The 23150-nt window shown below is 58.6% G+C and carries 22 protein-coding genes and 1 pseudogene; 8 read left to right on the top strand and 15 right to left on the bottom strand.

Annotation, left to right across the window (positions count from 1 at the left end; translation table 11 throughout):
- The coding region (locus OA90_RS27975) for a transposase (RefSeq protein ID WP_199823654.1) at window positions 1-278 on the top strand (278 nt) is incomplete at its 5' end.
- Here the strand turns inward: OA90_RS27975 and OA90_RS09550 are convergent.
- The 4 genes from OA90_RS09550 to OA90_RS09535 all read right to left on the bottom strand — a co-directional run bounded on the left by OA90_RS09550 (window position 238) and on the right by OA90_RS09535 (window position 4287).
- Window positions 238-804 (bottom strand): aminotransferase class V-fold PLP-dependent enzyme, encoded by a 567-nt coding sequence (locus OA90_RS09550; RefSeq protein ID WP_068409755.1) that lies wholly within the window; start codon window positions 802-804, stop codon window positions 238-240. The two genes, OA90_RS27975 and OA90_RS09550, sit on opposite strands and share 41 nt — an antisense overlap.
- 190 nt (window positions 805-994) lie before the next feature.
- Window positions 995-1657 (bottom strand): GntR family transcriptional regulator, encoded by a 663-nt coding sequence (locus OA90_RS09545; protein WP_068409754.1) that lies wholly within the window; start codon window positions 1655-1657, stop codon window positions 995-997.
- Window positions 1658-1868: 211 nt separating this feature from the next.
- Window positions 1869-3011, bottom strand: coding sequence for a DUF418 domain-containing protein (locus OA90_RS09540; protein WP_156510443.1), 1143 nt, complete (start codon window positions 3009-3011; stop codon window positions 1869-1871).
- Between the two features lie 379 nt (window positions 3012-3390).
- Entirely contained in the window at window positions 3391-4287 is an 897-nt protein-coding gene (locus tag OA90_RS09535; protein WP_068409750.1) for a LysR family transcriptional regulator, read from the bottom strand.
- A gap of 97 nt (window positions 4288-4384) precedes the next feature.
- Here OA90_RS09535 and OA90_RS09530 point away from each other — a divergent pair, with 97 nt between their 5' ends.
- The 3 genes and pseudogenes from OA90_RS09530 (at window position 4385) to OA90_RS09520 (ending at window position 6739) form a co-directional block, all read left to right on the top strand.
- Window positions 4385-5077, top strand: coding sequence for a pirin family protein (locus OA90_RS09530; protein ID WP_068409749.1), 693 nt, complete (start codon window positions 4385-4387; stop codon window positions 5075-5077).
- A gap of 31 nt (window positions 5078-5108) precedes the next feature.
- Complete coding sequence (locus tag OA90_RS09525) at window positions 5109-5747, top strand: isochorismatase family protein (RefSeq protein WP_068409747.1); 639 nt, start codon at window positions 5109-5111, stop codon at window positions 5745-5747.
- 56 nt (window positions 5748-5803) lie between these two features.
- A pseudogene (locus OA90_RS09520) lies at window positions 5804-6739 on the top strand (glutathione S-transferase family protein).
- A gap of 95 nt (window positions 6740-6834) precedes the next feature.
- Here OA90_RS09520 and OA90_RS09515 read toward each other — a convergent pair.
- Window positions 6835-7674, bottom strand: coding sequence for a LysR family transcriptional regulator (locus OA90_RS09515; protein WP_068409746.1), 840 nt, complete (start codon window positions 7672-7674; stop codon window positions 6835-6837).
- Between the two features lie 39 nt (window positions 7675-7713).
- Between OA90_RS09515 and OA90_RS09510 the strand changes: the two genes are divergently transcribed.
- From OA90_RS09510 to OA90_RS09490, 4 genes are all read left to right on the top strand, one after another.
- Window positions 7714-8757 carry a quinone oxidoreductase gene (locus tag OA90_RS09510; RefSeq protein ID WP_199823653.1) on the top strand — a complete coding sequence of 348 codons (1044 nt, stop codon included), beginning with the start codon at window positions 7714-7716 and terminating at the stop codon, window positions 8755-8757.
- A 281-nt stretch (window positions 8758-9038) separates the two neighbouring features.
- Window positions 9039-9668 (top strand): tetratricopeptide repeat protein, encoded by a 630-nt coding sequence (locus OA90_RS09505; protein WP_068409741.1) that lies wholly within the window; start codon window positions 9039-9041, stop codon window positions 9666-9668.
- Window positions 9669-10007: 339 nt separating this feature from the next.
- On the top strand, window positions 10008-10997 hold the full coding sequence (locus tag OA90_RS09495; RefSeq protein WP_068409737.1) for a flagellar motor protein MotA: 990 nt from the start codon (window positions 10008-10010) through the stop codon (window positions 10995-10997).
- Window positions 10998-11001: 4 nt separating this feature from the next.
- Window positions 11002-12036: a peptidoglycan -binding protein gene (locus tag OA90_RS09490; RefSeq protein ID WP_068409736.1), complete on the top strand. Its 1035-nt coding sequence runs from the start codon at window positions 11002-11004 to the stop codon at window positions 12034-12036.
- A gap of 163 nt (window positions 12037-12199) precedes the next feature.
- Here the strand turns inward: OA90_RS09490 and OA90_RS09485 are convergent, their stop codons facing one another.
- From OA90_RS09485 to OA90_RS09440, 10 genes are all read right to left on the bottom strand, one after another.
- On the bottom strand, window positions 12200-13306 hold the full coding sequence (locus OA90_RS09485; protein ID WP_068409735.1) for an ABC transporter ATP-binding protein: 1107 nt from the start codon (window positions 13304-13306) through the stop codon (window positions 12200-12202).
- The gene (locus OA90_RS09480; protein WP_068409731.1) at window positions 13303-14097 is read right to left on the bottom strand and encodes an ABC transporter permease; all 795 of its coding nucleotides are present in this window, start codon (window positions 14095-14097) and stop codon (window positions 13303-13305) included. The genes OA90_RS09485 and OA90_RS09480 overlap by 4 nt, the downstream gene beginning before the upstream one ends.
- Window positions 14094-15101 carry an ABC transporter permease gene (locus tag OA90_RS09475; RefSeq protein WP_068409729.1) on the bottom strand — a complete coding sequence of 336 codons (1008 nt, stop codon included), beginning with the start codon at window positions 15099-15101 and terminating at the stop codon, window positions 14094-14096. The genes OA90_RS09480 and OA90_RS09475 overlap by 4 nt, the downstream gene beginning before the upstream one ends.
- Before the next feature lie 307 nt (window positions 15102-15408).
- Window positions 15409-16515 (bottom strand): extracellular solute-binding protein, encoded by a 1107-nt coding sequence (locus OA90_RS09470; protein WP_068409728.1) that lies wholly within the window; start codon window positions 16513-16515, stop codon window positions 15409-15411.
- A 76-nt stretch (window positions 16516-16591) separates the two neighbouring features.
- Window positions 16592-17686, bottom strand: a complete 1095-nt coding sequence (locus OA90_RS09465; protein ID WP_208986058.1) for an NAD/NADP-dependent octopine/nopaline dehydrogenase family protein — start codon at window positions 17684-17686, stop codon at window positions 16592-16594.
- Between the two features lie 14 nt (window positions 17687-17700).
- Window positions 17701-18285 (bottom strand): peroxidase-related enzyme, encoded by a 585-nt coding sequence (locus OA90_RS09460; protein WP_068409727.1) that lies wholly within the window; start codon window positions 18283-18285, stop codon window positions 17701-17703.
- Window positions 18282-18779 (bottom strand): hypothetical protein, encoded by a 498-nt coding sequence (locus OA90_RS09455; protein ID WP_068409725.1) that lies wholly within the window; start codon window positions 18777-18779, stop codon window positions 18282-18284. The genes OA90_RS09460 and OA90_RS09455 overlap by 4 nt, the downstream gene beginning before the upstream one ends.
- Complete coding sequence (locus OA90_RS09450; protein WP_068409724.1) at window positions 18776-20263, bottom strand: NAD(P)/FAD-dependent oxidoreductase; 1488 nt, start codon at window positions 20261-20263, stop codon at window positions 18776-18778. Before OA90_RS09450 ends, OA90_RS09455 begins: the two co-directional genes overlap by 4 nt.
- Window positions 20264-20295: 32 nt before the next feature.
- A complete protein-coding gene (locus tag OA90_RS09445; protein WP_068409723.1) occupies window positions 20296-21606 on the bottom strand; it encodes an MFS transporter in 1311 nt (436 codons plus the stop codon).
- A 1-nt stretch (window position 21607) separates the two neighbouring features.
- Window positions 21608-23113 (bottom strand): aminotransferase class V-fold PLP-dependent enzyme, encoded by a 1506-nt coding sequence (locus OA90_RS09440; RefSeq protein WP_068409721.1) that lies wholly within the window; start codon window positions 23111-23113, stop codon window positions 21608-21610.
- Window positions 23114-23150 lie beyond the last annotated feature (37 nt).

The raw sequence follows: 23150 nt of genomic DNA, 5'->3' as shown, positions 1-23150 counted from the left end.
CCCATGGCGTGGTCATCCTTGATCAGGCCGGATGGCACACGTCAAACAAGCTCGCCATCCCGGACAACATCACACTCTTGCCTTTGCCACCCCGATCTCCCGAACTCAATCCTGTCGAAAACCTATGGCAGTACATGCGAGAAAACTGGCTCTCAAACCGGGTCTTCAAGGACTACGACCAGATCGTCGACCTGTGCTGCCGGGCCTGGAACACGCTCATCGATCAGCCATGGAAAATCATGTCAATCGGAATGCGTGACTGGGCGCATCGGTCCTGAATTTTGTCGTTTGGTATGAGACCGTCACAAGTCTTGTGTCTGGACCTATCGCTTCAACAATGGCCTCAGCGTCAACGCAGCCGTCCTTCGCCGGGACAGCGGTTAGCTTAATTCCGGTAGACTTTTGCAGATGTAGCCAGAGATAGATGTTGTTTGGATGCTCTGCTTCGGGACAGAAAACAACTTCATCTCCACGTCCAAGACCTAAGGATGTGGCCACGATGCCGAGGCCTTCAGAGACGTTCTTCGTATAGGCGATCTCTTCGGCCGTTGCACCGATGAGCCGAGATACCTTTTCGCGTACACGCTCGGCCGTTTCAAACATCGCATCCTTGTCGCCACCGACACTGCGCATGGCGACATAGCGATCAATCGCGCCACGGACACTCCTTGCCAAAGGGGCACGAGAAGCAACATCCAGGTAGGTCTTGTCTCCCAGGGCGGAGAACTCGGATTGCGAGATCTGATAAGGGTCGAACTCGGCAGGGAAAAGTGCGGCACTCGGTGGAATGGCGTCAACGGTCATGGTTCAAGTCCAATTTTGAATACAAAACTTAATATTTTTGTATTCAAAAAATGAAAATGGCACAACAAGTTTTTTCCGAGTCATGACGGTTGCTCGATTGCGGCAATCAAGGCGCAGTCAACAACTCGGTTCTGATGAAGATTGAGAGTGTCGAGAATTAAGAAGAGCCGTTCACCTGGCAGGCCGGTCTCTATGTTGACGAGAGCATTTCCGCCATGTCCTGCCCGGTTCTGCGAATATGGTTTTCAAGGGCAGACGCAGCTGAATCAATTTTCGACTCTTTCAGGAGATCTAGAATAGTCGCGTGATCGTCAAGGTCTGCATTGAGGCTTGCCTCATATTCACCTGCACGGGCAAGCGAGGTGCGCAGGAGCACGGACCTTCTTGCAAAGAGAACCATTCTGCTTGCAGACTTTAGCGCCGTGTTCAAAAACTGGTTGCGACAGCTTGAAAGCAACTGGCCATGAAACTCCGAATTCTTGACCAAAACCGCTTCATAATCGCGAGACATCAGGGCGTTTCTGGCGGCGGAAATGTTGTGTTCCAACTCGGCAATGTTGACGCTACTTGCTCTGCTGCTGCTATCTTTCAAGGCGGCTCCCTCAAGTGCTGCCCGGTAGTGATAGAGCGCTTCAACTTCCTCCGGAGTTATCTGCCGCAGTGTAAATCCGCCGAGCTTGCGTGGCACGAGAACCCCATCTCTGACGAGTTCCCGCAGCGCTTCACGAACAGGTGTCCGACTTGCACCTGTCCGTTCAGCCCATTCAGTGTCCTTGAGCTTTTCACCAACATTTATGCGGCCCGACAATATCTCATCCCAGATTGCATCCGTGATTTTTTCGAAAAGCGCCACACAGTTCTCCTCAGTTCAAGGTTGATGATTGTCGGCCGTAATCTGTATTCAATCCGTGTCCGCTTCAAGTGGCCTGATTTTATGCCGCCGTTGACACACGCCGTAACTTGAGGCCCTAAACTGCCGTTGGAAGTCATTGCAGCGAACGGCTACATTGAGCCTTTTGCGATCAATGCCATGCGCTTTATCAGTGTTTGCTGTGCCTGCGGTGTCACTGTGAGCCCGCGACCGTCCCGGCATATGTGATCCGTCGCAACACCCATTCAATCGGACCCAACTTAAACCAATTTCGCCACACGATCAGGGCGATGATCAACAGGATCGTCACGAGTACTGCGATGGCCGTGGCCGTTGCCCTGTCGACTTGGTTCCAGAGCCCCATTCCATAAGCTGAAAAAACGCTAGACAAGAGGATCGACTGACCGAGGTAGACAGTTAGGCTTGATCCACCAGCCACCAGCGTCCGGGCCAGTATCGGCCCCGGAGGGCGCGATATCGCGGCAATCAGACCAAGGTACCCCAGGGTTGCGACTGGGGCGACGATGATCGTCAAAGCGGCCCCCGGTGTCGCCGGACCCCATTGCCAAATACCGGCTCCTAGTAGACTCAGAACGAGACCCGGAAACAGACACACCCGCCGTGCGCGCCGCCAAAGCGGATGGGCCGCATTGTCAATCATGCCTGACTTCACCGCAGACAACCCAAGGCAGAACCAGCCGAGTGCAGAGATCCCCTGGACAAACAAGAACAACGGCAGAGTAAAGGCAAAGCCGATACTTCTGAAAACAGCGGCGTCGATGAATGACCCCTGACTCAAGGCGGCTGCTTCGTAACCGAAAATCTCTGCGGGGGTTTCTGATGGGGCGGAGAGCAATGGCAAACCTACGACCGGCTGCAAGACAAGCAGCACTGCCCCGAATTTTACGAGTCTTGCCACAGGCCAGTTGCGCAAGAAGTAAAAGACCGACCCGGTCACGGAGTAAATGACAAGAATGTCGCCGGGAAAGAACAGGCAGCCATGCGCCAGTCCCAATAGCAGCAGACCAATCATCCGATTGCGATAGACACGGCCAAACGGCAAACCCCGCCGTTCGGCTGAGCGCACCAAAAAACCAAGCCCAACGCCGAACATGAAGGAAAACAGACCATAAGTCTTAAGCAGCGCCAGCCCGTTAACGAACCACAGGGTCAGATCATCGCTAAAGGTTTCACCCGCCGGTTCGGTGAACCCATGAAGTGCAGAAAACGCAATGAATTGTACGTTGACGATCACAATGCCAAAAAGCGCGATTAACCGTAGATAATCCGGCATAAGCGAGCGGTCGCCTGGGGGCATAAAGTCACGTCCTTTCAATAAGTCATCCAAGCCTGAAGTTCGTCCCGTTTCCTGGAATAATCTGAACGAACCTCAGTCAAAGAATGGCAGAACACAAATTCTCTTCTATCTGGAAACGCATAGACACGCAGACTTTGGCGCAACTGGAATGAAGGCTCGCTTCGTCCGCTCTGCCGACTTTGCCGGGTGTCCTGGTTTAGCAGTTGCCGCGAACGTCTCCTTCGACTGGCCGCACCGCAGCGACATTGAGTCGGGTGAACGCCAGCAATGGGCTGTGAACGACGTTGGCGCAGGCGTGTAAACGCGATCATTGCTGCGCCGCCGCAGGCAGCTTCGAGCCCATCTCGCGCGATGCTGTCACTCACACGAAGGCCAGCTTTGCCGCCATTGCCCAGAGTTACGCCAAACTTTCGGCAACTTCCCTGACCTGATTAATGAATGCCCGTTGTTTAAGTGTCGCACCACGGCGACTTGGGTAGATCGCGGACAATATCGCGTCAGAAGCAGTCCAATCTGGCAGGACAGAGGAAAGTAGGTCGGACGCGCATTCTGCATGAACGGCGTAGGCCGGAAGCATCGCTACACCGCCTCCTGCGACTGCCAGATTTCGAAGTGTCAGGAAATCGTTGACGACGACCGCGCCCTGTATCGTGATTTCTTCAACTTCTTCGGCCCGCCCTAATTTCCACCGTGAAGTTTTAACGCCGGCGCGCATGATCAGGCATCGATGTTGTTGTAGGTCCTTGGGTGATTGAATTTTGTTCGAGCGGCGCAAGTAATCAGGACTGGCATAAACGCCAAACGGAAACGTCGCAACCACTTGCGACATGAGTGTGGAGTCCTGATTTTTCCCAATGCGGAATGCCAGATCAAACCCGTCTTCTATGACGTTGGCCCGCGCGTTCGTCAGTTCCAGGATGACCTGCACTTTTGGATATCGCTGGCCATACGCCGCAATAGCGGGAGCTATGATTTCCTGTCCGACAAGCACAGAGGCCGAGACTCTTAACTCCCCTGCCGGCTCCCCCAGACTTGTTTCGATCAGGGCATCGGCAGCATTTGCTTCCTCAACCATCAAACGGCAGTAGTCAGCGTAACAAACACCAATCGATGTCAATCGACTGCTGCGGGTATTGCGCTCCATCAATTGGACCCCAAGTCGATCTTCCAACCGTGCCAACCGTCGGCTCACATTCGATTTCGGCAACTTCAGTTTTTCAGCGGCACGGGAAATGCTTTGCTCCTGAGCAATGGCTGCGAAAACTGCCAAATCGTTTAAGTCACGACGCTCCAAAAATAGAACTCTCTTTTGCTTTTTCGCTCAATTGAGCCATGACAGGATAAATACATATTGCCAACCAAGCAATGCAATACGCTTGATTGGAAATGCCATGACATCTCAAAACCTCGAAATCCTGCACCGTGATGCGCTCATCCAGGGCGGTTTTGCCGGTTTGAAGGAACACCGTCTTGTGACTGGCAAAAAACTCTGGGGTGACCGAGCCAATCCGGACGCTTGGGACGGTATTGGCAACTTCGTCTATCTGGCGGATGCACAGTTCGACCCCAAAGGCGAAACCACCATGCATCCGCACAAAGAGATCGACGTGATCTCTGTCATGGTGGAAGGCCGCGTTGCGCATCAGGGGTCTTTGGAACACGGCGGATCGCTCGAGACCAACGATGCACAAGTGCAACGGGCTGGCGGTGAAGGGTTCACGCATAACGAAGTGAACCCCGATGAAACCAAGAACCGTATGTTGCAGCTTTGGGCCATGCCCGAAGTTAAGGGTGAGCCAGCCGGATACAAGAAGTTCAGCCCAGCATGGGGCGAGACGGTTCGCATTTACGGCGGCACACCCGAGGACACACAGTCCTTTGCGGCGAACACCACCATCGACGTGGCCATGCTGACAGAAGGTCAGTCCATTGAGCTGGCAACTCCGTACCTGGCTTATCTCGCCAAGGGAGATGGGCAGTTTGAAACCACGAATTTGACGGCAGGGGATCTGATCCGTGGTGCCGATGGCACGTTCACAGCCAACACCGACGTTCAATTCATTCTCGTCGGCGCACTCGCCTAGCCGACACAACCTCCCAACAAAGGCACAATTCATGACTGACAAGTTTTCGGAGTTTCTGACTCCCGACAACGCTGTGTTGGCAATGATCGATCACCAAACTGGCCTGCTTGCCAGTGTGCGAGACATTCAACCGGAAACTCTGCGCAAGAACATCAATGGCTTGACCAACATGGCCAAGACCGCAGGCATTCCGTCGGTGGTCACGGCTTCTTTGGCAGAGGGCCCCAATGGCCCGATTTTGTCAGACATCACCAACGTGCTGGGCAAAACGGTGATCAACCGGTCTGGCGAAATCAACGCCTGGGACTCGCCTGAATTCAAAACCGCAATTGAAGCCACCGGCCGCAAAAAGATCATCATGGCGGGGATCGTCACCGATGTTTGCCTGCTGTTCCCCGCGTTGTCCGCCGTCGCCGAGGGCTACGACGTTTATGCCGTCGTTGACGCATCAGGAACATGGGACGAGGTGACCCGCGATGCGGCCATGCTGCGTATGAGCCAAGCCGGAGTGAAAGTTACAACATGGGCCTCTGTGCTGGCCGAAGTCATGAACGACTGGCGCTCCAACCAAGGATATCCGCTCGGAGGCGTTTTGGCCGGCCATACCGCCTATGGCCTGGTTTATGAGAGCTACCTCGCAACGCAACCAGAACCTGAAACTGCGGAATAGATGCGCATTACCCACGGTGACAACTTCATCGGATGGACCCAAACAAGGAACCGAAAATGGCTGGCAGGTTGATCGATGGCGTTTGGACACGTGAAGGTGACATTCTGGCTTCGGAAGACGGGCATTATCGTCGTCAGGAAACCGATTTCCGCAACTGGATATCAGCTGAATCCGGTGCAAAGTTTGCGCCTGAGGCCGGAAGATATCACCTCTATGTTAGTTATGCCTGCCCGTGGGCACACCGCACATTGATCATGCGCAGCCTCAAGGGGCTGGAACATGCAATTTCAGTCTCGCCGGTTTCGCCTGTCGTCAATCTAGACGGTTGGGAGTTCAGCGATGCCAATGGTGGGTTTCCCGATCACCTGTCGGGAAAAGAGTACCTGCATGAAATCTACACACGCGCTGACCCGACCTATACGGGCCGCGTCAGTGTGCCGGTTCTGTGGGGCAAAAAGTTGAACACCATTGTGAGCAATGAATCTGCCGAAATTGCTCGGATGTAGAATTCGGCCTTTGTTGGCATCGCAGGCAACGACACCAATTTTGCACCCGAAGCCCATCTGACGGAAATCGACGAAGTGAATGACCTCGTTTACAGCAAGATCAACAATGGTGTGTACCGTTGCGGGTTTGCTGGAACCCAAGCTGCATATGAAGAAGCCGTCACTGATCTTTTCACGGCACTGGACACGGTTGAGGCACGGTTGGAAGGCAGCGGTTATCTCGTGGGCGGCCAATTGACCGAAGCAGACTGGCGATTGTTCACCACGCTAATCCGCTTCGATCAAGTCTATGTCGCGCTGTTCAAATGCAACATTCGACGGATCACGGACTATCCGAACCTCTCGGCCTTGCGCAAGCGGCTCTACGAGCATGGCAGTGTCGCCGAGACCGTGAAGTTCGATCAGATCAAAACCCACTACTGGGCAAGCCTGCGCGGCGTGAATCCAAGTGGGATTGTACCTGCCGGACCGGAGCTGGCTCTATGAGCGATCCAGATCACTTGCGGCGAACGGCCACAATTGAGCCCAAGACGAAAGAGGCCGCTCCGTGTTCGACTGTCCGCCTTCGCAGTGGCGGCACATCATGTGAACGCCGTCCTTAGAACCTCGATCGTTCGCCTGATCCGTTCTTGATGGCGCTGCGAGTTATGGGTTACGGACCAGATGTCGCGGACAAGAAGCGGTTCCGCCGATCCTACCTGCATGAGCTCATCCCGGTCCGCCGCCAGAAAATCGGGAAGCGCCGCGATACCGCCTCTCTCAAGAGCCGCCGTCAGTTGCAAGTCGAGGTCATCCGTATAGCAAGCGAACCTGCCGCCGGCGATCCGGTTGAGCGCGACCTGTTGTGGCATAGCGTCCGGAACGTCCCCTTGGCCAATATATAAACGATCCTGTTCCGAGGTCTTCTCAAGGTAATCCCGGTGCGCATAAAGCCGGAACGCGATTGAGCCAAGCTTGGAGATCGCCAGATCTCCCTTTTCCGGTCGCGAAAGGCGCACTGCAATATCGGCTTCACCGCGCTGCAAAGAGACGAAGCCGATCTCACCGGTCACCTGAAGTTCCAGGTCGGGGAATTTGCACCCGAGCGCCAGAATCGGGGCAATCAATCGGGCCTTAGCAAGGGCGGGCGGAGCCGATATCTTGACGCGGCCGCTCATGCCTGGGCGCATCCCCGCCGCGCACCTGGCCGCTTCACGAGCCGCCTCCATCATCGGCCGGGTCGCATCGGCAAAATCGCTCCCTGCCGCAGTCAGGGTCAATGACCGTCCGCGCCGGTCGAACAGAGTGAGCCCCGTGTCTCTTTCAAGCGCCTGAATGCGCCTCGTGACTGTCGTCCGTTCGACGCCCATGTCCCGCGCGGCGGCAGCGACACTGCCGGTCTCGACCAGTGCCCGAAAGAAGCGGATATTTTCCCAATCCATCAGTTCAGGCTCCCATGGATGCATTTATGCAGCAAATATATGCATGTTTTATGCATTCAAAAAGACTTTGGTGTCACCGATATTTCGCTTCACCAGAACCGAAAGAGGTGCAGCATGACCCAAATTATTGAGCTATCTACCCCCGGCGGAGTAAAGAACCTGTCACTCATTTCGCGCGACCCCGGTGTCCCCGGGCCCGCAGAAATCCGTTTGCGTCAGACAGGCGTAGGCGTGAACTTCATCGACATATATCAACGAAAGGGCATCTACCCGCTTCCCATGCCTGCCGTTCTTGGTGTGGAAGGCGCAGGCGTGGTGGAAGCCATTGGTGCAGATGTTACCCATGTCACGGTGGGGGATCGTGTCGCATACGCCGGCATCGTGGGCGGATACGCCGAAGCGCGGATTCTGCCTGCCTGGCGCGCTGTAAAGCTGCCGGATAATCTTTCCGACGCCCTCGCCGCCAGCAGCCTGCTGCGTGCCTGCACCGCGCATATGCTGCTCTGCAAAGTTCATGAGATAACACCGGGAACGACGATCCTGATCCATGCTGGCGCAGGTGGCTTGGCAAGCATTGTCATACCTTGGGCAAAGCGGCTCGGCGCAAAGATCATTGCAACGGCCGGCACCGAATCGAAGGCGGAACGCGCTCTGGCGCATGGGGCCGAGAAAGTCATTGTCGGCCGCGACGCGAAAATCGCCAAAGAGGTCCGGGATTGGACGGACGGTCGCGGCGTTGATTTCACGATAGATGGCATTGGCGAGCCGACGTTCAGGGCATCGTTGGAGGCCACCGCGAAGTTCGGCACCTTCGCAAGCGTTGGTCAGGCAGGGGGAGGCCTTAAGTCGCTATCAGCGAAAGACTTCGGTCCTCAGAGAAGCCTTGCGTTTCACACGCCGAGCGTGATGGCCTATCTTGCGGACCCGGTGCGCTACGAAGCGGTAGCCAAAGAGGCCATAGAGGCCTTGCAAGCCGGTGCGCCAACATCACAGGGGCCGCAATTCCCGCTTTCCGACGCCAGCGCCGCCCAGTCTTCCCTGGAGAACGGCACCACCACCGGCACACCACTCCTCGTGATCTGAGAGCGACCAGAAAGTCTGGCCTGGCCCGCCAGCCGTGTTGACGACAGACTTATGGCGCTCCCCACAAACTATTCCACAGCAACCCCTGCCCACACCGCCCGCCGCGATACCGGATTTTGACAGCGAGACTACCCCTGGTATTGATTTACTGGGTTCGGTCGGCATGAAGGTTTCTGATGAAGCAGATAATGCTGGTTTTGTGGCTCTTGATATTGGCAGGCGGCCAAGGTCCATTCTGACCAAACCTACACCGCAACAAAAACCATTCACAGGGCCTAGCTATGACAGGACTATTTGAGGATGGCTGGGCCGCTTATGAAAGAGGCGATTACCCGGTGGCGCTGAAACAGTTTCGGCTGGCTGCGGAGCAGGGAGATGTGAGAGCGCAATACAACCTGGGCATTGCCTATGACAATGGAGAAGGGGTGCCGCAGGATCATGTCGAGGCAGCAAAATGGTTTCGCAGTGCAGCTGAGCAAAATGACGCCAGAGCGCAATACAATCTGGCGATTGCCTATGACAGCGGTTTAGGGGTACCGCAGGATTCGGTTGAGGCGGCAAGATGGTATCACCGGGCAGCTGAGCAGGGCATTGCCCTGGCGCAATACAATCTGGGCATTGCCTATGACAGCGGTGACGGAGTGCCACAGGATTCCGCCGAAGCCGCAAAATGGTATCTCAGCGCAGCCGAACAGGGACTTGCCAGCGCGCAGACCAACCTTGGCACTGCCTATGCCACTGGTGAAGGCGTGGATCAGAGCTACGTGCTTGCCCACATGTGGTTCAGTTTGGCCGTGGAGCAAGGCAATGACAACAGCCGTGAAAACCTCAAGATTGCTGCCGGCAACATTACAGCTGAAGAGATTGCCACAGCGCAAAAGATAGCGAGCGAGTGGAAGCCCAACCAATAGGCTTCAGTCCCTCAATCGCCAATTCCTCTCATCCGAGCCCTGAATACAGGTGCAGACCAATCCAGCCGCCCTCGCCTACCCCGGCAAGCCCGGCGGCCGTTCCCTCCGCCAGCAACGGGCCCGAATCCATCGTGCGTTTCGTCAGGTCGGATGTCTGCTTACGCCACCTGAAATTCGCAAGCCGCCCCGGTTCCCTGCCCTCTGCCCGTCGCGCAAACTCCCCCTTCACACGCCCTTTCCCACCCTTATTCCCGCTTTCCTTCCGATAAGAGGTTTCCAACATGTTAAAAATCACGCTATCAATCTGTTAGCTCCTCAACAGGCGACAGATAGCGCAATATGGCCCGAGAATTCGACCCCTACAGCCTGTCCAGCCCGCGGGCGTATCTGACCTTCATGATCATCTTTCTGGTGATCGTGGCCTTTATCGCCTTCATCCTGTTTCCGCAGATTTCAACAGCCTTCGTGAGCAACCCGGGCCTCAACGGCCTGATTGTTCTGGTCGGGCTCTTCGGCGTGATGCTGCTGTTCGGGCGGGTGATCCGGCTGTTTCCGGAAATCACCTGGGTCAACAGTTTCCGCATCGGCGACCCGGCTCTCGACACGCGTTCACCGGTCCTGCTGGCCCCGATGGCGGCCCTTCTGGGCAACAAGGGCGGCGACATGGCGCTGACCCCGACGACCGCCCGGTCGATCCTCGACAGCATCGGCATGCGCCTTGAGGAATCGCGCGAAATCTCGCGCTATCTGACCGGCCTTCTGGTTTTCCTCGGCCTGCTCGGCACCTTCTGGGGCCTGCTGCAGACCGTCAGTTCGGTTGGCGCGACCATCCAGTCGCTCGATGTCGGCTCCGGCGATGCGAACGTTATCTTCGAAGACCTGAAAGCCGGCCTCGAAGCTCCACTGTCCGGCATGGGGACGGCGTTTTCCTCCTCGCTCTTCGGCCTCACCGGCTCTCTCGTTCTCGGCTTTCTCGACCTGCAGGCCGGGCAGGCGCAGAACCGCTTCTACAACGAGCTGGAAGACTGGCTTTCCACGGTCACTGATATCGACCCGGAAGACAGCCTCTTCAGCGCTCCGGATTCGCCGGGCGTGGAACACATACAGGCGTCGATCTCCGCGCTTCAGAAAAGCGTCGAGGAAGGCGGTGGCAAGAACGCCAATCAGGCGATGGCCAATCTGGCCGAAGGCATCCAGGGCCTCGTCAAGCATGTGCGCTCCGAACAGCAGATGATGCGTGACTGGGCCGAGGCCCAGGGCGAGCAGCAAAAACGCATCGAAGGGTTGCTCTCCTCCATCTCCGCCGCCTTCGAGCGCGCGAAGGAGTAGGCAGATGGCAGGAAGCCTCCGCTCGCGCCGCCGGGCCCAGTCGACCGATTACTGGCCCGGCTTCGTCGATGCCATGGCGACGCTCTTGCTCGTCATCATCTTCCTGCTGTCGATCTTCATGATCGCGCAGTTCTTCCTGTCGCAGCAGCTCTCGGGCCGCGACACGGTGCTCAACCGCCTGAACATCCAGATCAGCGAACTGACCGAGCTTTTGGCGCTGGAACGGGCCAACTCGGGTGAACTGGAAGATACGATCCTCGGCCTCCAGGCAAGCCTCTCCGACGCCGAAGCCGAGCAGACCCGCCTGATGGGCCTGCTCGACAGCAGCTCCGGCGCGGCAGACACCGCCGGTGGCCGGGCGGCAAGACTGGAAAACCTTCTCGACGACGAACGCCAGGTCAGCCAGGAGGCGCTCGCACAGGTCGAGCTTCTCAACCAGCAGATCGCCGCCCTGAGACGCCAGATCGCCGCCGCCAATGCCGCGCTTGAGGCGTCCGAAGCCAAGGAATCGGAGAGCCAGGCCAAGATCGCCAGCCTCGGCCGCCGTCTGAACGCCGCCCTCGTCCAGCGCGTTCAGGAACTCTCCCGCTACCGGTCCGACTTCTTCGGCCGCCTGCGTGAAATCCTGTCCCAGCGTTCCGACATTTCCGTCGTCGGCGACCGCTTCGTCTTCCAGTCCGAAGTGCTGTTCGACAGCGGCAAGGAGGACATCAACCCGGACGGCGAGCAGGAACTCGACAAGCTCGCCGAAGCAATCCAGGAACTCAGCCTGCAGATCCCGGACGAGATCAACTGGGTGCTGCGTGTCGATGGCCATACGGACGCCCGCCCGCTGTCGGGCACCGGCCGCCTGCGCAACAACTGGGAGCTGTCCGCCGCCCGCGCGATTTCCGTGGTCCGCTACCTGATCGAAAAAGGTGTCGACCCGAAGCGCCTCGTCGCCGCCGGCTTCGGCGAATTCCAGCCCCTGGAAGAGGGTGAAACACCTGACGTGCTGGCAAAGAACCGCCGGATCGAGCTGAAGCTCACGGAACGCTAGAGTGTTTCGCGTTCAAGCGGACTTGAGCCGGAGCCGATCGGGCAGTCTGCCGTTTGTTGTCTCCCGACCGGCAAGGGCCGTTTCGTGAGGCAGCTTCCATTCGGGCGCGCCGTCTCACGTTTCATCAGGTGAACGGCAACCAGGGTTCGGTTCACCGGATGGTTCAGTCCCGCAGAACCGCCATGGCTTCCTGCGACCAGCTGGCCCACACGGGGGCTTCTCCCAGTCCGTTGGCGAGAGACGTGTCTACATAGGCCCGCATCGCGAAATCAGGCGCATTTTCCGCGCGCAGGTCCAACTCGGTCCGGCTTCCCTTGAACGTCCGCCCGGCAATCCGCACGGCAACCGCGTTGGGCTGATCCTCCGGCCTGTCGAGGGAAAGCTTCATGCCTTCCAGACGTATGGAGGCGGCAACCTGGTTACCGGCCTGCAATCCGCCGGACATGGGCGGGCGCCCGGCCAGTTTCAGACCTTTCCAGTCGAGGGTGACATCAGCGCCGCTGACGGCATCGACGCGCCCCTCGATCAGGTTGGTCTCGCCGACGAATTCCGCGACGAAGCGCGACGTGGGATGGAAATACAACTCTTCCGGCGTGCCGTCCTGCTCCACCACGCCGTTGTTCATGACAACGATGCGGTCGGACATGGTGAGCGCTTCGTCCTGATCATGGGTCACGAAGAAGAAGGTTTTCGACGTCCGCCGCTGGATCGACTTCAGCTCCGCCTGAACCTGCCCCCGCAACTTGGCGTCCAGCGCACCCAGCGGCTCGTCAAGCAGCAGCAGCGCCGGATCGGGCGCCAGTGCCCGGGCAAGGGCCACGCGCTGGCGCTGCCCGCCTGAAAGCTGATCGGGAAGACGGTCGGCGAGAAGAGAGAGTTCGAGAAACTCCATCAATTCATCGCAGCGCTGCACGATATCCCTCTTGCTCAGGCCCTTGAGTTCCAGTCCGAAGGAAATGTTGCGGCGAACCGTCATATGCGGGAACAGCGCATAATCCTGGAACACCATGTTGACCTTGCGGCGGTTGGGCGGAAGTTTCGTGACGTCCTCTCCATCGACGATGACCCGGCCGGAGGTGGGCGTCTCGAAGCCGCCGAGAATCCGCAAGGTCGTCGACTTGCCGCAGCCAGACGGTCCAAGGAAGGTGACGAATTCACCTTCCTTGATCGTCATGCTCAGGCTTTTCAACGCTTCCGTGTCGCCAAAGCGCTTGTTGATCGCCTCAAGGCGAACAATCTCCCCGGCACCGTTTTCTTGGGAGTCTGTCATGATTGTAATTTCCCTTGTTTCATACGGCGCGTGGTCCGTTCGGCCCAGATGCCGAGGAGGCCGGTCAGAACCAGAACCACTGTCGCGATTGCATTGATTTCCGGTGACATTCCCGAGCGCAGCTTGGCGAAGATGAGCACCGGAAGCGTCGGCTGGTAGCCTCCCAGAAAGAAGGACCGGACGAAGTCATCGAAACTGATCAGCATGCAGAAGATGCCGCCACCAATGAGAGCCGGCCGCAGATACGGCAAGGTGACCCGCATGAATGCGATGATCGGATCGGCGCCGAGATCCCGGGCCGCGTCGAGATGGCTCTTCGGCAGGGTGCTCAGCCGGGCCGCGACGATCAGCACCACGAAAGGCACATTGTGCACGGCATGGCACCAGATGATGGCGCCGGTTCCAGGTGGAATGCCCCAGAGCTGCGCATAGATGCGGAAGGAAATCGCCGAAATGATGCCCGGAATAAGCGCCGGCAGCAGCGTCAGCCCGTAGATGAGGCCCTTGCCGATGAAGCCACGCCCGTTGAGCAGCACCGCGATCCAGATGCCGACAGCCAGCGAGATGAGCGTGGAGGACACGCCGATCAGCATGGAGTAGCCGAAGGCCGAGAGGACTTCGGCATCCTTGAAGACCTCCACATACCAGTCGAGCGTCCAGGAGCGGATCGGAAAGCCGATGAATTTGGAATCCTTGAACCCCATCGTGACCATCAGGATCAGGGGAACGAAGATATAAAGGACGAACGCCCAATAAATCATCGACATCACAAGACGAGTGTGGCGGGTCATTTGCGCACTCCCTTCTGCAAACGGGTCATCAGACGCCCGAAGGCCAGGCTGATCGCCAGCGCCGTCACGAACATAAGGCACGCGAAAGCCGCGCCCGTCGGCCACTCGTCACCGGCTGTGTGGAAGAAGCCGGCGATGGTTTCCGCAAAGACCGTCGTTGACGGACCGCCCAGCAGAACCGGCGTGGCGTAATATCCCGTCGAGATCAGGAAGACGAGCGTCGCACCGGAGGAAATACCTTCCAGCGACAGCGGCAGGGTCACTTTCCAGAAGCGCGTCCAGGGCCCGGCGCCCAGATCGGCCGCGGCTTCGGTATAGCTGCGCGGCAGCTTCTCCAAAGCCGAATAAAGCGGCAACAGCATGTAGAGCGCGCTGAGATAGATGATGCCGACCGACAGGGAAAAGCCCGTGTACATGAACGGTATCGGCCGGTCGATCAGACCCAGCCACTTGAGCGCGAGATTCACCGCACCGTTGTTGCCCAGAAGGATCATGATCGCGTAGGTGCGCACGATTTCTCCGACCCAGAACGGGATCAGCAGCAACAGCAGAAAGACCATCTGATTGGAGCGCTTGACGTGTCGGGCAAGGAAATAGGCGACCGGATAAGTCAGCACAAGCGTCGCCAGTGTCAGCGTGGCGGCGAAGGCAAGCGTCCGGAAAAACGGCATGATGAATATGGAGCTGCCGAAGAACCGCGTGTAGTTGTCGAGGGTAAACTCGTTTTCATAGCCACGCGAAACCGGATAGGCGTCGACAAAACTGACGTAGAACATCTGCAGCATGGGGCCGAGATGCTGGGTCAGCACCCAGAGCACGGGAAATGCAAGCAGTATGGCGAACTGGCGTCGCGGTGAGCTCAGGAGCGCATTCGAGAACGCCTGATAGAGCCGGGACGCCGCGATAGCCCCCCAGAAGGAGCGCCCGTCCCGTCCACCCTGCCGGTTCCCGGCGCCGCGCTCTCCCGCCAGTGTCGCAGCGCTGGTCTGAACCTTTCCAGACATTGTTTTTCCTTCGAAGAAGACTGCGGGCTCAGCTGGAGACCACAGTCACAAGAATGATTTCCGGAATTCGAAACAGGCCGTAGCCGATCGCGCGACGCCTTCCCCTCGAAGGTTGAACGCAATGGACCAGGCGGCAAATCGCCCGGCAGCCCGCCCGAAACCGGAATGCAGTCCGGCCAAGCCGCCGGAGGCGCAGGATGCACCTCCGGAAGTTCGTCTTTGCCGGCGCGTCGTCCCGGGAGCGTTGCGAGAACGTGCCCGGGGCGATGCACTTGCCGTCAGAAACCTGAAAGCCGTTCGTCAGGGATCAGGCGGCCTTGATCTCTTCAACCGCCGGATCGACAAGCTCGTATTTCATCTTGTTGGCTTCCGCCCGGAAGAACTTCATGTTCGCGAGTTCTTCTTCCGGGAAGCTGGTCGAGGCTTTTTCGGCATCCGTAAGATGCTGCGAAGCGTCCTTGTAGGTGGAGATGAAGCCCGACGCCCGGCTCATGGACGCACCGATCTCGCCTGACGCCAGAATGGCGTTCAGGAAGGTGTAGGCGTTGTCCTGGTTGGGAGCGTTGTTGGCGATGTTGTAGGTATACACAAAGCCGTAGCTGCCTTCCTTGGGAATGGACATTGCGACCGGGAAGCCGTCGTTCATGAGCGCGGCGATCGGACCGTTCCAGGCACAGGCAAGAGCGATGTCCTGGTTGACGAACATCTGCTGCACTTCGGCGCCGCCGTCATAGTATTTGCGCACAAGCGGCTTCTTCTCGATCAGGAAGTCCCGTGCTTCGGCGACGATCGCCGCAGCTTTTTCCGGATCGTCCAGATAGGCGACCATGTTGCCGTCATAGCCCATCTTCAGCATGACGATGGACAGCATGTCCTGAAGGACATAGGCCGTCTGACCGGCATATTTCTCGGAGAACAGCGTGTCCCAGGTGGTCGCTTCCTCGGGAGAGACTTCCTCGGTGTTATAGGCGAACACTTCCATCCCGGAGAGGATCGGCGCGCCCCACTTGTTGCCGTTGATCGTCGACCAGTCGCTTTCCGAGTAAACCGGATTGATGCTGCCCCAGTTCGACAGCCGGGAGGTGTCCATCGGAGCAAGCAGTTCGCTGTCGATGAACTGCAGGAATCGGTGGCCGGCAACCGTCACGATGTCGACGGTGGGATCGGAAGCTTCCGCGGCCAGCAGATTGAACTGCTTGCCCTGGTCGTCGACCAGCCGGACATTGACCTTGATTCCGGTTTCGCTCTCGAACTGCTCCTTGAACTTATCCGGAACGAAGTTGGCGTAGGTCCAGATATTGACTTCACCACCGGCCGCATAAGAGCTGCGCAGGTAGGCCGGAGAAGCCAGAGTGGCTCCCGTTGCAGCCGCTGTACCAAGGAAAGTCCGACGATTTAGTATCAACTTTTTCATGCAATTTCTCCACTGTTTGTCCACGCTATGATCTTTTATATTTGGTGGACCGATCCCCTCTTATGGCCGAGCCGGATTATGCCCGCTCGCCCTCTTCCGACAGGCGGCCGGTCGAGGCCGCCTGACACAAGTCGTCCAGATTCATGTGCTCCAGGCCGATGGCCGGAAGCAGGTCATTCTCTCCAAAAAAGTCTCGTCCGTACATGGCTGAGAAAATTTCAACCCCCGCCTGGTGCAGGACAGCAGGACAACCCGCCATCCGGCCCAGCGCAACCGTAACCGCCAAACCGAACGGGACGTCCTCGGTCACGTAGCGGCTGTCCGCTGTCGCCGGGCCCACGCCGCCGCGTCCCTTTTCATGCATTTCCCGGTTCATTTCGCTGATGGACGCCACCGGCACATGAAACGACAGATGAAAGTGTTCGAAGATGGTCCTGACGGACAGGCCAAGTTTGTCCGCAATGGCAAGACGTTCCTGATCGAGGGCTTCCAGAAGACGGCCGACATTCGGCGTCACATTGTCCCCCTGGCCCCATGTCTCGCCCTTTTCCATCCGGGTGGCGTTCGCCAGGGCAATGCCCATGTGGTTCTGGGGGTTGAGGTTGGACAGGGTGATCGCCAGCAGCCCGTCGCGAAGATTGAAGCGCTCTCCGAACAGGCGCTCGCACAGGACCTTGCCGGCGTCGCTTTCCGAAGCCGGAACCGTGCACAGGTCGACAAGGGACCGCACCGTGTTGACCTGTACGTGATCACCCGCCTGTTTGCGGCCGGTGACCGCCGTGGTGCCCCATGCCGTAATCGGCAATTCGACGCCCCTCGCCTTCAGCCTGTCGGCAAGATAAAGCGCGCCGAAAGAGGCATGCGAGGAAATGATGACGGGCTGGCCAGCGCGCAAATGAGGAACCAGGCTGTCCATCACGGCCTTGTGGCCGTAGCCTGGAATGGCCAGGACGATCACGTCGCTTTCTGCCGCAAGCTCGCGGGCATCTCCGGTAATCCCCGGTGTGAATTCGGCCTCGATCGCACCCGTCGCCCTGAGCGTGCCGCTCGCGCGCAGCCCGGCGGTTCCCGCGCCCGACGGTGACCAGAGCACAGGAGCATGTCCCATCTGATGCAGCAGCGCTGCTGTCCCGAGCGCGATCGATCCCGCGCCTGCTATGCCCACTTTCAATGGATCGCCTTTCATCATTCGCTGCCTTTGCGGACCGGATCGCCAAGAACATGCATCAGTCTGTTCGCCCATCCGAACAGCGCGCTGGACAGGATGAGATCAAAAATCTCCGCATCGTCCAGCCCGGCGGCGCGCAGCGCCGACATCTGCTCCGGGCTCGCCTCGGAAGGCGTCTGGGACAGGGCATGGGCGAAATCGAAAATCGCCCGGTTGCGCGGTGAAAGGTCGGCCTTCGTTCCCTTCGCGAAGAGCTCGTCCGTGACGGATGTGTCCTTCGCAATCTGTGCATGGCGGCTGGCGTGAACCGCCGCGCAGTAAATGCAATGATTGACCATGGAGGCCGCCAGGGCACCGAGTTCGCGTTCCTCGCGCGACAGCCCCCCCTTGTCATACATGATGCCGTTGAACAGCGGCGAGCGAACCTTCAGGGTCTCCACGTCATGGGCAAGCGTCAGCACATAGGCGGATATTTTCGTATTGGAGGGCGTCACCTGCAGCGCCTCCAGTTGTTCCGGCGTAGCATCCTCCAGCTTTATCGGCTCGACCCTTGGCCGCCAGTCGGGAACGGAGCGGGTGAATTTGCGGATGACATCGCTCATGTCCGGCCCTCCGTCATCAACCTGATACCGGCCAGGACACGCACCTGATAGGCCATGAAGGCATTGATTTCGCAAAGCCGGACGATATCGGCGTCGGATATGCCGGCATCCTGCAGAGCATTGATGTCTTGCGCATCGATATCGCGCGTCTGTACCGCCACCTTGTCCATGAAATCACATATCTTTTCCAGACCCTGCGCTTTGCCGGACCGGAGAGGATCCGCCACATCGGCGACACGCGCATCTTCAATGAGTGCGCAATAGCGATCGGCCAGGGCGGTTTCGCCGTTCAGCGCCGCGATACGGGCAGCAAGCGCCGCACGGACATCATGGGACCACGCCCCTGTCTCCTGCGGCTTGAGCACCGCATCCTCGGTCGTCTGCGACAAGGACATGATGTTGGAGCGCCCGTCGATGGCCGCTGCAGCCGCGCTGCCTTCAGCTATGGCCGACAATTCTCGAAGAGTGCTTTTCGTCAATGTTTCGGTGCTCACGACAAGGCCTCGGCGGCTTCCGGTTCGGGTTGCGGTAACGGGATGGGTGTCCATTCCTCGCCGGTCAGCTCCGGGGTGCTGTAGTCCTGCAAGGCCTGCCAATGCGCGCCTATGTCCTGGCAATAGAGCTCGGCGGCAATCGCCTTCGCCAGCCATCCAGCACCATCGGAGATGCCCGGAATATCGCCAGAAACCTTGCCCAGGCTCGCGGTCGCGCCGTAGTTGAAGCAGTAAACGCTGGACAGCCAGGGCGCTTTGCCCGGTGTTCTTTCCCGGAATGTGAAGTCCGGGTTCAGATAGGGAAAATGCCCTAGATCGCGATTTTCTTCTCCTTCCGGAGGTTGATAGACATCGCGCCAGAGGGCGATCTCCCCGGCCGCTGGACCGAATTCGCTCCGCGCCATGGGATCGATGCAAAAGCCGGTGCCCAAAATGAGATAGTCTGCATGATACACGGAATTCTCGCCAAGGCTCAGCTTCAGGCCGCCGGCGGCCTCTTCCACCTTTCGAACCGGCAGATCGAAATGGAAATGGGCGTTCTTGTGACGGGAAACCCGCAGTGTCGAGCCGTGCGGCGGCGGGGTCTGGGTGACGAAGGAATAATTCATGAAGCGCCAGCGCCATTCGTCCGACATCGCGCTGAAGCCCGCCGTGAACCCGTAGCTGCCGATACCCATCATCTTGTTGATGGTGGGCATTTCCTTGCGGCGGACCAGATGCCGGACCTCGGCGGCGCCATGTTCGAGCGCTTCAGCGGCATTGTCCACGGCAGAGGCGCCAACGCCGATCACAGCAACCTTTTTCCCCTTGAGCGCCGCGAAATCGATCTCTTCTGCGCTGTGGGCCCAGCATTTCCGGGAAATCCCGTCCATGAACACCGGAATGTTCGGGACACCGGTTCCGTCCCGGCCCGTTGCCATGACCAGCTTGCGCGTCAGGATCGAACCCGTCTCGGCGCCAGTCAGATGAAGACGCAAAAAGTCGCCTTCCGGCTCCACCCGCTCCAGGGCGACGCCGTTTTCAATCGGAATGTCGAGGACCTTCCGGTACCATTTCAAATAGTCCATCCACATGGGACGCGGGGCCTTGTCCAGCGTGTCCCAGGCTTCCGTGCCGAATTGCGCCCTGTACCAGGCCTGAAACGTCAGCATACCGTGGCCAAAGGCCGGGCCTGTCAACGTCTTGGGAGAACGCAGCGTTTCCATCCGGGCGTAATTCAGCCAGGGCCCCTCGAAACCTTCAGGGCTTCGGTCAAGAACCCGGATGTTGGCAACGCCGCCGGTGCGCAGCGCCAGCCAGGCCACCATTCCGCACATGCCGCCGCCAATGACGACGACATCACTTGCCGTTTCCCCGTTCACCTGTTTCGGCGGCACCCAGGATTTGCCCGGCCAGCAAAGATATTCCAGGTTTTCCCGCAAACGCTCTTCGAGAACCGTCAGGCCGGCGCCGTCCAGGGGGAACGTGGAACTCGAGTCAGACATCAGTCAATCCTTCATGCCGAATGGCGTTCTTTTCAGGCATCCCAGCGCGGATGCAATTCATCGATGTAAAAGGGATGGGCATGAACGCCCCGGTGAGAGGTCACAATATGCGGATGATCGGGCGGAAGGTTCGGATGACTGTGTTCACGCAGATCCGGATCCTTTGCCGGCCATACCGCCAGCCCGGCAAGTGTCACCAGGACAGCCAGGATCGCCAATATGATCAGCGCGGTCGCGGGAGCAAACGCCGCACCCAGCCAGCCTGCAAGGGGATAGGCGACCAGCCAGCCCGCATGGGACAGGGAAAACTGCGCCGCGAAAACGGCCGGCCGGTCGGCATCGGAAGCCGAGCGCGTCAGAATCAGACCGCCGGGTGTCAGTGTCAGTGTGCAGGCGGCCCCGAACAACGCCCACAGCACCACCAGTTCCGGCAAGGCTGGTTGCAGCAGGATCAACGGAGACAGCATGGCAAAGAGAAAGGTTCCCGCCGCCATGACCCGGCGCTCAGAAAAAACCCGCAGCAGAGCCGGCAGCGCGAAAGCCATCAGGGCAGCACCCACACCGTAACCTCCCATCAGCCAGGGGAAGACCTGCTCGGCGTCTTCAAACCGTGTTCCCGCATAGACGATGGTGTCGACCAGGATCCAGGCCATGACCAGGGACAGACCGAAATTCAGGACGAACAATCCGCGCAGCCGGGGCGTCCGTGCATAGATCCAGAGCCCGCGCACCGCGCGCGTGAGAAATGGATCCTGATTTTGAACCCGCACCTCTTTTCCGCTGCGGGACAGCAGGAGACAGACCGCGGAGCCGATAAAGCCCAGCGCGGCAAGGGCAAAGAGATATTCCGTGTGCAAGAACAACAGCGCCGCCCCGACCAGGATGGGCGTCAGAATGCTCTCCAGCGTGTAGGCGATCCGCGAGAGTGCGAGCGCCTCCGAATACGTCTCCTTGTCGGGTAAAACGGCGGGTATCATGGCCTGAAACAGCGGCGTGAAGGCCGAGGAGACCGCGAAAAACAGGAAAGCCAGACCGGCGATCGTCCACCAGGAGGAGACAAAGGCAAGCGGCACCATGAACAGAAGCCGTGCCACATCCAGACCGACCAGAGCCCGCAGGCGCGGAATTCTGGTCAGGGCCGCCTGGGCCAGAGGTGAAAAGCCGACATAGGCAATCATCTTGAGCGCGAAGAACAGTCCCAGTATAGGCCCCGCGTGGCTCGCTCCGCCGATCCGCCATGCCGCCAGCGACAGTCCCGCCGTCATCAACCCGACGCCCGTGAGAGACAGAACCTGCGATGCGAATAGAAAGCGGAAGGTACTGTGGCGTAGCGGGTTCAGCATTTCAGGGCCCGGTTTGTTCAAGAAGCGTCGCAGAAAACCGGCCATTTGAGATGTCGGCCACATAATGTCGCGAGAAAGCCGCCTGTTCCCGGGCCAGCCGATCCACCGATGCGATGATGAAATCGACTTTTTCATCGCGCATCAATGGCGACAAGTTTAACCGGACCCATCCCGGTTTTTCAATCTCTTCACCCGCATCGAGAGACTTCTTGATACCGGCGGAAGCCTCCTGGTCGATATCGAGCAGCGCATGGGCATAGGATCCGGCGCAGGCGCAGCCACCCCGCGCCTGGATCCCGTAAACATCCGAAAGCATCCTTGTGAAGAGTTGATGATGAACCCGTTTCCCGGACGCGTCGCGCACCTGGAACGAGAATATCGGCAAGGCCCTCGCGTCTTGACAGCCAAGCAGTTCAAGATGCGGATTGTGCTTCCAGACGGCCAGCGCCCGGGCCCGCAAGTCCTGTTGACGCTCGGCGAGCCAGGTCGCATCGAGCGCATCCTTGACCATCAGCGCAAGACCGGCCCGGATGTCTCCCAGAACATTCGGCGTCCCGCCTTCTTCACGGTGTTCAAGGCTTGTGGAATAGATGTGATCCCATGGAGAGACGAAAGACACCGTGCCGCCACCCGGCAAGGTCGGTGTCTTGCGGCGCGCGATGGCATCGCGGATGATCATGACGCCGGACCCGCCCGGGCCACCCGGAAATTTGTGTGGCGAGAAGACGATTGCGTCCTTGGCGGCATCTGTGCCGGCATCCATGCGCATCGGCGCATAGGGACCGGCGCAGCCGAAATCCCAGACCGCCAGGGCACCGTAGGACTTCAGCAGACGCGTCACGGCAAGGTCGTCGGTCAGTATGCCGGTGACATTCGACGCAGCTCCAAATGCGCCTACGATGAGGTCCGCACCGGCACTCGCGCGCAAATGTCTTTCAAGCGCATTCAGGTCCACGCCACCACCCGGGCTTTCCGGGATTTCGATCACCTCGGCTCCGCTTTCCCGCCAGGGCAACAGATTTGAATGATGTTCATAAGGACCGATCAGGACAACAGCACGCTTGCCGGAAGCAACGACCTGCGGAATATCGAGAAGCATGACGATCCGGTTCAGGCCGGCCGTCGAACCGGACCCGGTGAAGACGACCGAATAACCATCGCCCGCCCCGGTGATCCGCGCGATCTCCGCCCGGATCCGCGTCCTCAATTGAGTGATGAAAGCACCGCAGAAAGAAGCCTGCGTGTGGCTGTTGGCGTAATAGGGAAGCACTTTGTCGCGAATGAAGTCTTCAATCTGGCTCAGGGCTCGGCCCGAGGCGACATAATCCGCATAGACGAGCTTTTTCGGGCCATCAAGACCTGGCACGAGGGCATCCTCGCCGATCAGGCCATCGCGCAATGCTTCAACAAGATTCGGGTCACGCAAGGTGTTCAAAAACCCATCCAGGACGCTCTCCTGGCCTGGGGCAGCCGGATTGAATCCCGTCGCATTTATTCTTTCATTCATAAAGTAATCTTGACATTCGAATTAAATGAATTCATCA

Origin of the sequence: Labrenzia sp. OB1, assembly GCF_001624695.1 — a bacterium.
GTDB lineage: Bacteria > Pseudomonadota > Alphaproteobacteria > Rhizobiales > Stappiaceae > Roseibium.
Note: the sequence above shows the minus strand (reverse complement) of the source record. Positions and strands in the feature narration are given on the sequence as shown.

What these genes read in the sequence shown, in the direction of transcription:
- OA90_RS09550 (WP_068409755.1), bottom strand. Translation starts at nt 804, where the DNA reads ATGACCGTTGACGCCATTCCACCGAGTGCCGCACTTTTCCCTGCCGAG.
- OA90_RS09530 (WP_068409749.1), top strand. Translation starts at nt 4,385, where the DNA reads ATGACATCTCAAAACCTCGAAATCCTGCACCGTGATGCGCTCATCCAG.
- OA90_RS09525 (WP_068409747.1), top strand. Translation starts at nt 5,109, where the DNA reads ATGACTGACAAGTTTTCGGAGTTTCTGACTCCCGACAACGCTGTGTTG.
- OA90_RS09515 (WP_068409746.1), bottom strand. Translation starts at nt 7,674, where the DNA reads ATGGATTGGGAAAATATCCGCTTCTTTCGGGCACTGGTCGAGACCGGC.
- OA90_RS09510 (WP_199823653.1), top strand. Translation starts at nt 7,714, where the DNA reads ATGCATGTTTTATGCATTCAAAAAGACTTTGGTGTCACCGATATTTCG.
- OA90_RS09505 (WP_068409741.1), top strand. Translation starts at nt 9,039, where the DNA reads ATGACAGGACTATTTGAGGATGGCTGGGCCGCTTATGAAAGAGGCGAT.
- OA90_RS09495 (WP_068409737.1), top strand. Translation starts at nt 10,008, where the DNA reads ATGGCCCGAGAATTCGACCCCTACAGCCTGTCCAGCCCGCGGGCGTAT.
- OA90_RS09490 (WP_068409736.1), top strand. Translation starts at nt 11,002, where the DNA reads ATGGCAGGAAGCCTCCGCTCGCGCCGCCGGGCCCAGTCGACCGATTAC.
- OA90_RS09485 (WP_068409735.1), bottom strand. Translation starts at nt 13,306, where the DNA reads ATGACAGACTCCCAAGAAAACGGTGCCGGGGAGATTGTTCGCCTTGAG.
- OA90_RS09480 (WP_068409731.1), bottom strand. Translation starts at nt 14,097, where the DNA reads ATGACCCGCCACACTCGTCTTGTGATGTCGATGATTTATTGGGCGTTC.
- OA90_RS09475 (WP_068409729.1), bottom strand. Translation starts at nt 15,101, where the DNA reads ATGTCTGGAAAGGTTCAGACCAGCGCTGCGACACTGGCGGGAGAGCGC.
- OA90_RS09470 (WP_068409728.1), bottom strand. Translation starts at nt 16,515, where the DNA reads ATGAAAAAGTTGATACTAAATCGTCGGACTTTCCTTGGTACAGCGGCT.
- OA90_RS09460 (WP_068409727.1), bottom strand. Translation starts at nt 18,285, where the DNA reads ATGAGCGATGTCATCCGCAAATTCACCCGCTCCGTTCCCGACTGGCGG.
- OA90_RS09450 (WP_068409724.1), bottom strand. Translation starts at nt 20,263, where the DNA reads ATGTCTGACTCGAGTTCCACGTTCCCCCTGGACGGCGCCGGCCTGACG.
- OA90_RS09445 (WP_068409723.1), bottom strand. Translation starts at nt 21,606, where the DNA reads ATGCTGAACCCGCTACGCCACAGTACCTTCCGCTTTCTATTCGCATCG.
- OA90_RS09440 (WP_068409721.1), bottom strand. Translation starts at nt 23,113, where the DNA reads ATGAATGAAAGAATAAATGCGACGGGATTCAATCCGGCTGCCCCAGGC.